Here is an 8,773-nt window from a genome sequence, read left to right as displayed (position 1 = left end):
TCTTGCGAAACCCATCACGATCGAGATTTAAACGCAGGACAGAATCTTAGAAACGAAGCGATTCGTCTCTCAACCGTCGGAGCGACGGGGGTAGCCTAATCCATAACTGGCCGATAGGCTGGTGTTCTTAGGAATCCCCCACTTCAAGGAGCGTTAGCGAGTAAGTGGTGGGTAGTTCAATTGTGTAAGCAGTAGCGTTGACATGTTTGAGCATAAAACCTGCCACATCCGCACGCGAGATTTTGCTTAGCGCATTAGAATAAAGCACGGTTCCTTTTAATATCGCGCTCCATAGGTTGCGCCGATTGGTGCGATTTTATTCAAACGGGCCAAATCCTCGGATGTTAATGGGACATCCAAAGCAGCGATGTTTTGTTCCAAATATTTGACCCGTTTTGTACCAGGAATCGGAACAATATCATCTCCTTGCGCCGCAGCCCAAGCAAGTGCCAATTGTGCAGGTGTACAGCCTTTTTCGTTTGCCAGCTGTTTGATGCCTTCCACAATCTTTAAGTTGTTCGCAAAGGCTTCCTCCGAGAAACGCGGATTATAAGCACGCCAATCGTCAGCTGTCAGCTGGCTGCGGTCTGTTAAATTTCCTGTTAAAAAGCCTCTTCCTAAAGGGCTGTAAGGAACAAAGCCTATACCTAACTCACGGCATGTACGGAGCACATCCAGCTCAGGTTCGCGTGACCATAATGAATATTCTGTTTGCACCGCTGTAATGGGATGAACCGTATGGGCTTTTCGCAATTGCTCAGACGTTACTTCTGACAGTCCGATATAACGTACTTTTCCTTCCTCTACGAGCTTCGCCATAGCGCCGACGGTTTCTTCAACTGGCACGTTCGGATCCACACGATGCAAATAGTATAAATCAATATAATCTGTTCCTAATCTGTGTAAGCTTGCTTCACAAGCCGATTTCACATATTCCGGGGAGCCGTTATAGCCAAGGTGCTGCGTTTTGTTCCGCAGCGCGCCGAATTTTGTAGCGATTTGCACATGTTGACGGTGCTTCGCCAAGCCTCTTCCCACTAATCTTTCGTTCGTTCCAATTCCCATTTCATCGTATCCATATATATCTGCAGTATCAAAAAAGGTGATACCTAAATCCATTGCTCGTTCAAGTGTCTGCAGAGATTCTGTTTCATCTGTGGGGCCGTAAAATTCGGACATACCCATACATCCAAGACCAAGTGCAGAAACTGTAAGACCATGCTGACCTAATTGTTTTGCTTTCATAATTGAATCTCCTTATTTTTATTTTTGGGTGTATAATGCGTGACACCCATACTATAGCATGAGGTATTTATAAAGTAAACGAATTTTACATAAAAAGTTTACTTAGTATATTTTGTTTGTTTTAAGTGCAAATTTGTTTATAATATTCGTAGTACGAGCAAAGGAGATTAAAGACAGAATTATGCGTAAAGCAAGCAATAAGGAAAAATACTTATATAAAATCATGCCTGTATTCCGTAAGAACGGATTCAGCCAAATCAAAATAGATGATATTGCAAAATATATGGCTATCAGCAAAGCGACGTTATATAAACATTTCTCTTCCAAGGATGATATTGTGGAAGCAATTGTGGACATGTATGCGGATTATATTAAAGAAGGCAATGATGTTGTCATGAACGAGGAGCTTTCTGCAATCGAACGATTCCAAAAATGCTTTGAACACTCGTTAATGTGCGCAATATATATATCAGACGTATTCTTAAAAGAGCTGCAAACTTTATATCCAAGTCAATTGGAGAAGATTATGCTGGCACAGCAGGACAGGGCAAAAAGCTTGAAGAATTTCTTTGAAACTGGCGGTGCGCATGGATTATTTAACGAAATTAACCCAATTATTTTCATGGCAGAAGATGATATAGTGTTGCGACGCTTATTGGATCCGGTTTTTTCTATCCAATATGAGATTACAGTGAAGAAAGCAATCTTTGATTATTACGTAATGAAAAAGTTGCAGCTGATCAAAGCGAAATATTTAGAAGAAGTGGATGATGCTGTTATGGATGCGAAAATTTCTTATATGATACAGAAAATATCGTAGTGTTATGTAACAAGCGGTTTTGGAATAAAGTAAAACTTCCATCAGTGGGGGTCACTCTACGGGATAAATTTGAAAAGGCAATTGAAATGACTATCTCATCAGACCTTTTCGCTCGAATGAATATGTATATTTTGTTAAAATAAAAATGGATTGGGAATAGCAGATAAAGCTTTGATGAGTGAGTCGTCGTGCAGTTCCTATAATTATTTCTGAATAAAAATGCATTTTTTTGTATGGTTTGTAGGAACTCTCGAACGATTCCCTATTTCTGATAACGTATATAACAAGAAGGGGGAATCTCAAAATATGGAATTGGCAGAACAATTAAAACAGAAAATCCAGCATAGGAAATTAACGAAACGAATGATCGCAAAACGCTCGTTTTTCATTATGTTAGGGTCTGTATTGATGGCAGTAGGGCTTGAACTCTTCTTAATTCCCAATAAAGTAATCGATGGCGGTATAACCGGGATCTCCATTATCTTATCTCATTTTACAGGAATGCAGTTAGGGCTGTTTTTGTTCCTGCTCAATTTGCCTTTCTTCTTCATCGGATACAAGCAAATCGGAAAAACTTTCGCATTTTCCACCTTGTCCGGAATTATTATTCTTTCTATTACGACCTCTTTATTACATCCAGTGCCGGGATTGACGGAGGATGTACTATTAGCCACGGTGTTTGGCGGCATTATTTTAGGAATCGGTGTAGGCTTGGTAATTCGAAATGGCGGCTCTCTTGACGGAACAGAGATTTTAGCAATTCTATTCAATAGTAAGTCTCCCTTTTCTGTTGGCGAGATTATTATGTTTTTTAATTTGTTTATTTTAGGAAGCGCAGGATTTGTGTTTGGATGGGATCGTGCCATGTATTCTCTGATGGCATATTTTATTGCTTTTAAAACAATTGATGTAGTAATTCAAGGTCTCGACGAGTCGAAATCGGCTTGGATTATTAGCGAGAAGCATACGGAAATCGGTGAAATTATTTTGGCGCGTTTAGGACGCGGTGTGACATACCTTCACGGTGAAGGTGCTTACACAGGAGATAACAAGAAAGTGATTTTTTGTGTGATCAGCCGCTTGGAAGAAGCGAAGCTTAAGTCGATTGTAGAGGAAGTGGATACATCTGCCTTCTTGGCGGTTGCCAATATATCCGAGGTGCGAGGCGGACGATTCAAGAAAAAAGGAATACATTAATGAATTAAGAAGAATAACAAAGCGAGCTTATATAGAAGGATAAAAACAAGAAAAAGGAAGATGAAAGTGAAAGCGAAGCAACTGGCTGGAGAAAAAGCAGCAGAGTACATAGAAAGCGGCATGACAATCGGACTTGGAACGGGATCGACTGTGTATTGGACTATACTCCGTATCGGTCAGCTTGTGAAAAACGGCCTTCAAATACAAGCGGTTCCTACCTCTAAACAAACAGAGATATTGGCAAAGGGTCAGGGAATTTCATTAACGGATTTCTCTAAGGTGAGTGAGCTGGATGTAACGATAGACGGTGCAGATGAAATAGACATAAATCATAATTTGATTAAAGGCGGCGGAGGAGCTTTACTAAGAGAAAAGCTGGTTGCAGCTGCCTCCAAACGATTCATTGTTGTGGCTGATGAGTCTAAATCAGTGCAAGTATTAGGAAAGTTTCCGCTGCCGGTCGAGGTTATCCCTTTCGCTTGGGAAACTACCGCAAGGCGCATCGCTTCCTTGCATTGCATTCCTGTTTTACGCCAGATAAATCATCAGCCTTTTGTAACGGATAATGGTAATTATATTATAGATTGTCATTTTCATGAGATTGCACATCCGGAAGAAATGCATAAGCAGCTCAAGTGTATTACTGGCGTAGTGGAAACGGGACTCTTTATAAACATGGCCGATATAATTATTGTGGGAACGGAACATGGTGTACAGCTGTCGGAATGAACCTCCCCCACTTACTCGCTCCTTGAAGTGGGGGTATTCTCGCCTAATTTATGATAAAAGCTGCACATCATGTTCAGCTATGAAAAATAAATCAAATTTTTTTGATGTATTAGTTGTGAAAATGAGGATAAAAACATATACTATAATCATCAATAAAATTTGATTTAAGGAGATACAAATGAAAGAACTGCCGCTATACAAGGAATCAGTCACACAGTCTTTTGAAGTCTATGAGAAAAAATTTAAAGCATTAGCAGACGAAAAGCGTTTACATATCCTGTACGAATTATGTCAGCGCGGAACAACATGCGTTTGCGATCTTACCGGTATTTTAAACCTTCCGCAATCCAAGCTTTCGTATCACCTTAAGATTCTGCTGGATGCAAATTTGATTATAAAAGAGACGAGAGGGACTTGGAGTTATTATACAATTCACGCGGAAGAAATGAACGGTTTGTTGTCAGAACAGTTGTGCTGTATCTTTCGCCAGATGTAGCAGTTCTTTTTATATTATTAATCAAAATTTATTGATAAAAAAACAAACAGTGCCAGTGAAATAAACTGGCACTATTTGTGTTATAAATGAAAAAGTATCTTTAAAAAACAAGGGATTTCCGGCAATTTTATACTCCCTATTCCGGCAAAATTATGGATAAAGTGATAATGAAAATCTTAAAGAGTTTCATACATAATTAAGCCTGTTTCACTTAAATCATATCCTCCGATTACTTCCAATTCGTTTTGAAAATCTTGTGTACCCAGAATTTCTTTTACTTGTTGGATAAGCCATGCATTCTCGAGTGTCTTTAATATAACTAAGTCATAGCATTCTGTAGCTAATGGAACAAAGTCTACACCAATCATATTTGCAACTTTCTCAATTCCTAATCCTGCATCAGCTTTGCCGCTGATAATATGAGAAGCTACGCTTATATGATTGGTTTCTTCACGATTATATCCGTTAATACTGGCGGGAGAGATTTGATGAAGCCGCAATTGCTCATCCAATAGCACACGAATACCTGCTCCTTTTTCCCGATTGACGAAGTGGATATGCGGTTGTTTCAGATCAGTCCAATCCTGAATGTTTTGTGGATTGCCAGGTTGAACATAGAAGCCGGCTTTTCGTTTCAGCAAGCGAATCACGACATACGAGTGTCCGACCAAAATGCGTCTAATATAAGGCAAATTGTATTCTCCTGTGTCTCCATCGAAGAGGTGGAGACCGACGATTGTACCGTTTCCATGATACAGATTTATAAGACTTGTGAGACTTCCGTTATGGTCGCGAAAAACGCGTGTATCTTCTATTCGCCGTTCCAAGTGCTTTGACAAAATATCCAATGATAAATCTTGTCCGCTTATAATTGCGGAAGTTAACAGCAAGTTTTGCTTAGGATGAGAAGCAGCAGGAAAAGAAGTATGGGAGGATGTTCCCGTTTTCAGCTGCTGTATATAATATTCTAAATCATGGGCATCGATGCGCATCTGTCTTCCGACTCGATAAGAAGGCAATTCGCCTTTCTTAATTAGATCATACACAGTAAGCTTTGATACCTTTAGCCGTTTCGCTACTTCTTCTGTTGTATAAGAATCACCCTTCATACATGTTCCCTCTCTTTCTTTTTAATTATATAACAAGACTTCGATGGTTCTATATAAATGCAACTAAAAAGAACGACATAAAAATTTTTCTTTTAGAGGGGAGAGAGCATCCGACTAAGCGTAGAAGCGGTCAACCCCTTTTCGTGGCCCATGCAGAGAGAGAGAGAGGGAGCGGGCGCAGTTTTCCTTTTGTTCTACGTGGCAAACGATAGATATGTCGGAATAACAAAATGGACTTATATATGTACATTTTATGAAGTGTGATGGTTGTCACATCGTGTTAAATAGAAGTATATTATAACTAAATATAACTAGTTATATTTAAATATATTTAGTTATAATTAAATAGTGGTATATTTTGAGAGAAAGGGAAGTGGTAAAAGATGAGAAATTACATACGAATAGCAACCGCCTTGCTGCTCAGTATTTTATTGGCGTTCTCTGCAGGCTGTTCCGCAGGGGAGAAAAAAGAAACAAGTAAAGCCAATAAAACAACAGAAACAGTAACGCTAACAGTATCAGCTGCAGCAAGTTTGCAGGATGCATTGCAAGATATCCAAAAACAGTACAATAAAAAGCACTCAAATGTAGAATTAACATTTAACTTTGGATCCTCAGGAGCACTTCAGCAGCAAATCGAACAAGGGGCTCCTGTTGATTTGTTTTTTTCCGCAGCGGAAGATAAATTCAAAACACTGGTGGACAAAGGTATCATCGATCAAAAAGAAGGAACGAACGTATTGGGAAATGAACTTGTTTTCATAGTACCGAAAGACTCATCTGTAAAAAACATCCAAGAGCTGCAAGGTGCGGATATTAAAAAAGTGGCATTAGGAACGCCTGAAGCAGTGCCAGCCGGAAAATACGCAAAGCAATCTTTAACGAAGCTCGGTCTTTGGAGTGATGCGGAAAAAAAAGCCGTTTATACAAAGGATGTACGCCAAGTATTGACGTATGTGGAAACAAAGAATGTAGAAGCGGGAATGGTATATAAAACGGATGCGCAAATATCGGATAAAGTGAAAATTGCTGAAACGTTGCCGGCCGATTCTCATGATTCGATCGTATATCCGCTTGGCATAATTAAGAGTACGAAGCATAAAGCGGAAGCTCTGGCTTTCTACGAGTATTTGCAGACGAAAGAAGCGCTGCGTGTATTTGAAAAATACGGATTTGTTATATTGAAATAAGTAATGATTCTTCATCGCTCCGCAAAAAACCTCTCAAACAGCAAGTTTGAGAGGTTTTTATAATGATTACATTCAGGTATAAACAATACCCATCTGCGCAGCTACATAAGTGCCCAAAATCGATAAAGGCGCATGATGTAAGCGGCGGTTTCCGATATCTGTCATGCCATTCGCTTATTTTCCTAAAATATGCGGTTTTAACGTAGTCAATTGTCCGGCAATGGTATTGATATCTTCGTCTGATACTTTCAACTCTTGCAAAGAAGCCGCTAAATCTTCAACAACGGCATCCCAATGCTCTTCCTGCAAATTTAAGCCTTCATGCGCCTTTTCCATGGAGCGTCCTGTATATTGCGGGCCTCCTAACGCATAAGAAATGAATGCTGTCTGGTGGCGGTGCTGTGCATCCATATCCGTATGCTTAAAGAATTCGTTGATTCGCTCATCTGCGAGCACCTTTTTATAAAAGATGTCTACTACTTGTGTTACAGCTTCTTTCCCGCCAAGCTTTTCGTACAGTGTTTGTTGGTTGTTCATGCGTATTCAGTCTCCTTATGTATAGTTTACACTTCTTATCATTCCAAAAAATCCTGAAGATAGCTAGCTTACACAATAAAAATTTTATAGCGTATATACCGAACCGTCACGATTTGTTAACATTTCCAATTCCATCTTTCTCGGACTCGGTGCAGATAAGTGATATGATATCTATGTTGCGGATAGAATTAGGGGAATATAATTTAAAAATAGGGTGGATTTCAACATATAAAAGGTAAGCATGCATATTTTAGGTTTAAACATATAGATGACATAATCCATATGCAGAAATGCAAGCAAGGAGGAAAATGTGCTGGAGAAAGAATTGCTGCTTCAAGAAGCGGAGCATTTTATAAGAACTTGTTATGAGGAGCTGGGTAAAAGTAACGAAGAAATGAATCGACGATTGCGGGCGATTCAAGAAGAAATAGAAGCGTCCGGAACATATGAGCATACATTCGAAGAACTGGAGCATGGCGCGCGCATGGCATGGCGCAACAGCAATCGCTGCATCGGAAGATTGTTTTGGAATATGCTGAAGGTGTTTGATGCAAGAAGCTTAGATACAGAAGAACAAGTGTATAAAGCATTATTGCAGCATATTGAATTTGCGACGAATGACGGGAAAATTCGACCGACAATTACAATATTAAAGCCAAAAGCAAACGGGCGGCAAATCAGAATCTGGAATCATCAATTGATTCGATACGCAGGCTATGAAACGGAACACGGAATAATTGGCGATTCTGCTTCTGTTGAATTTACTCGTATTTGTTCAAAACTTGGGTGGACAGGCAAAGGAACGCACTTTGATATACTGCCGTTAGTCATTCAAGCAGGCAGCAATGCTCCAAAATGGTTCCCCATTCCACAAGAGTTTGTGTTGGAGGTTCCTTTAAAGCATCCTGAATTTAATTGGTTTGAAGATTTACATTTGCAGTGGTATGCGGTACCCATCATTTCCGAGATGAAGCTGGAAATCGGAGGTATTGAATACACTGCAGCACCGTTTAACGGCTGGTATATGGAAACGGAAATCGGCGCGCGAAACTTGGCTGATACAAATCGGTATAATATGCTGCCGCGCGTAGCTTCTTTAATGGGCCTTGATACGACGAGAAATACAACGCTTTGGAAGGATAAAGCTCTAATCGAATTGAATATAGCGGTCATTCATTCGTTTAAAGAAGCGGGAGTCAGTATCGTCGATCATCATACAGCGGCACAGCAGTTTCAAAGGTTCGAGCAGCAGGAGCAAGGGCAGGGAAGAAAGCTGACCGGAGATTGGACATGGCTTATCCCGCCTGTTTCTCCTGCAGCCACGCATATTTTTCATAAAAATTATCACGATGAAATTGTTAAACCGAATTATTTTTATCAAGAAAAACCTTATAGTACAAGCTTCAAACTAAAATAAGGCATATAATAAAACATAAAAAAGCAATTAGGA

At 39.8% G+C, this 8,773-nt stretch carries 9 protein-coding genes; 6 read left to right on the top strand and 3 right to left on the bottom strand.

The annotated features are described in order from the left end of the window. Nucleotides 1-276: 276 nt before the first annotated feature. Nucleotides 277-1,245 (bottom strand): aldo/keto reductase, encoded by a 969-nt coding sequence (locus H540_RS0108905; protein WP_028400340.1) that lies wholly within the window; start codon nt 1,243-1,245, stop codon nt 277-279. Between the two features lie 181 nt (nt 1,246-1,426). Between H540_RS0108905 and H540_RS0108900 the strand changes: the two genes are divergently transcribed. The 4 genes from H540_RS0108900 to H540_RS0108885 all read left to right on the top strand — a co-directional run bounded on the left by H540_RS0108900 (nt 1,427) and on the right by H540_RS0108885 (nt 4,487). Then, nucleotides 1,427-2,065 carry a TetR/AcrR family transcriptional regulator gene (locus H540_RS0108900; protein ID WP_028400339.1) on the top strand — a complete coding sequence of 213 codons (639 nt, stop codon included), beginning with the start codon at nt 1,427-1,429 and terminating at the stop codon, nt 2,063-2,065. 306 nt (nt 2,066-2,371) lie between these two features. Further along, entirely contained in the window at nt 2,372-3,262 is an 891-nt protein-coding gene (locus tag H540_RS0108895; protein WP_211241888.1) for a YitT family protein, read from the top strand. Nucleotides 3,263-3,328: 66 nt separating this feature from the next. Further along, the gene (gene rpiA, locus H540_RS0108890; protein ID WP_028400337.1) at nt 3,329-3,991 is read left to right on the top strand and encodes a ribose-5-phosphate isomerase RpiA; all 663 of its coding nucleotides are present in this window, start codon (nt 3,329-3,331) and stop codon (nt 3,989-3,991) included. A gap of 178 nt (nt 3,992-4,169) precedes the next feature. Beyond that, nucleotides 4,170-4,487, top strand: a complete 318-nt coding sequence (locus H540_RS0108885; protein ID WP_028400336.1) for an ArsR/SmtB family transcription factor — start codon at nt 4,170-4,172, stop codon at nt 4,485-4,487. 176 nt (nt 4,488-4,663) lie between these two features. Here H540_RS0108885 and H540_RS0108880 read toward each other — a convergent pair whose 3' ends face one another. Further along, nucleotides 4,664-5,596: a helix-turn-helix transcriptional regulator gene (locus H540_RS0108880; RefSeq protein ID WP_028400335.1), complete on the bottom strand. Its 933-nt coding sequence runs from the start codon at nt 5,594-5,596 to the stop codon at nt 4,664-4,666. A 383-nt stretch (nt 5,597-5,979) separates the two neighbouring features. Between H540_RS0108880 and modA the strand changes: the two genes are divergently transcribed. Beyond that, nucleotides 5,980-6,786 (top strand): molybdate ABC transporter substrate-binding protein, encoded by an 807-nt coding sequence (modA, locus tag H540_RS0108875; protein ID WP_028400334.1) that lies wholly within the window; start codon nt 5,980-5,982, stop codon nt 6,784-6,786. Nucleotides 6,787-6,960: 174 nt separating this feature from the next. Here modA and H540_RS0108870 read toward each other — a convergent pair whose 3' ends face one another. Continuing rightward, the gene (locus H540_RS0108870) at nt 6,961-7,323 is read right to left on the bottom strand and encodes a group I truncated hemoglobin (protein ID WP_028400333.1); all 363 of its coding nucleotides are present in this window, start codon (nt 7,321-7,323) and stop codon (nt 6,961-6,963) included. A gap of 310 nt (nt 7,324-7,633) precedes the next feature. Here H540_RS0108870 and H540_RS0108865 point away from each other — a divergent pair, with 310 nt between their 5' ends. Continuing rightward, nucleotides 7,634-8,740, top strand: a complete 1,107-nt coding sequence (locus tag H540_RS0108865) for a nitric oxide synthase oxygenase (RefSeq protein ID WP_211241887.1) — start codon at nt 7,634-7,636, stop codon at nt 8,738-8,740. Nucleotides 8,741-8,773: the final 33 nt, after the last annotated feature.

Source organism: Ectobacillus panaciterrae DSM 19096 (assembly GCF_000430785.1).
Lineage (GTDB): Bacteria > Bacillota > Bacilli > Bacillales > Bacillaceae_G > Ectobacillus > Ectobacillus panaciterrae.
This window is presented reverse-complemented; position numbering and strand designations above follow the sequence as displayed.

Coding starts and splice junctions, on each gene's coding strand:
- H540_RS0108900 (WP_028400339.1), top strand. CDS start 1,427: ATGCGTAAAGCAAGCAATAAGGAAAAATACTTATATAAAATCATGCCT.
- modA (WP_028400334.1), top strand. CDS start 5,980: ATGAGAAATTACATACGAATAGCAACCGCCTTGCTGCTCAGTATTTTA.
- H540_RS0108885 (WP_028400336.1), top strand. CDS start 4,170: ATGAAAGAACTGCCGCTATACAAGGAATCAGTCACACAGTCTTTTGAA.
- H540_RS0108905 (WP_028400340.1), bottom strand. CDS start 1,245: ATGAAAGCAAAACAATTAGGTCAGCATGGTCTTACAGTTTCTGCACTT.
- H540_RS0108870 (WP_028400333.1), bottom strand. CDS start 7,323: ATGAACAACCAACAAACACTGTACGAAAAGCTTGGCGGGAAAGAAGCT.
- H540_RS0108880 (WP_028400335.1), bottom strand. CDS start 5,596: ATGAAGGGTGATTCTTATACAACAGAAGAAGTAGCGAAACGGCTAAAG.
- H540_RS0108895 (WP_211241888.1), top strand. CDS start 2,372: ATGGAATTGGCAGAACAATTAAAACAGAAAATCCAGCATAGGAAATTA.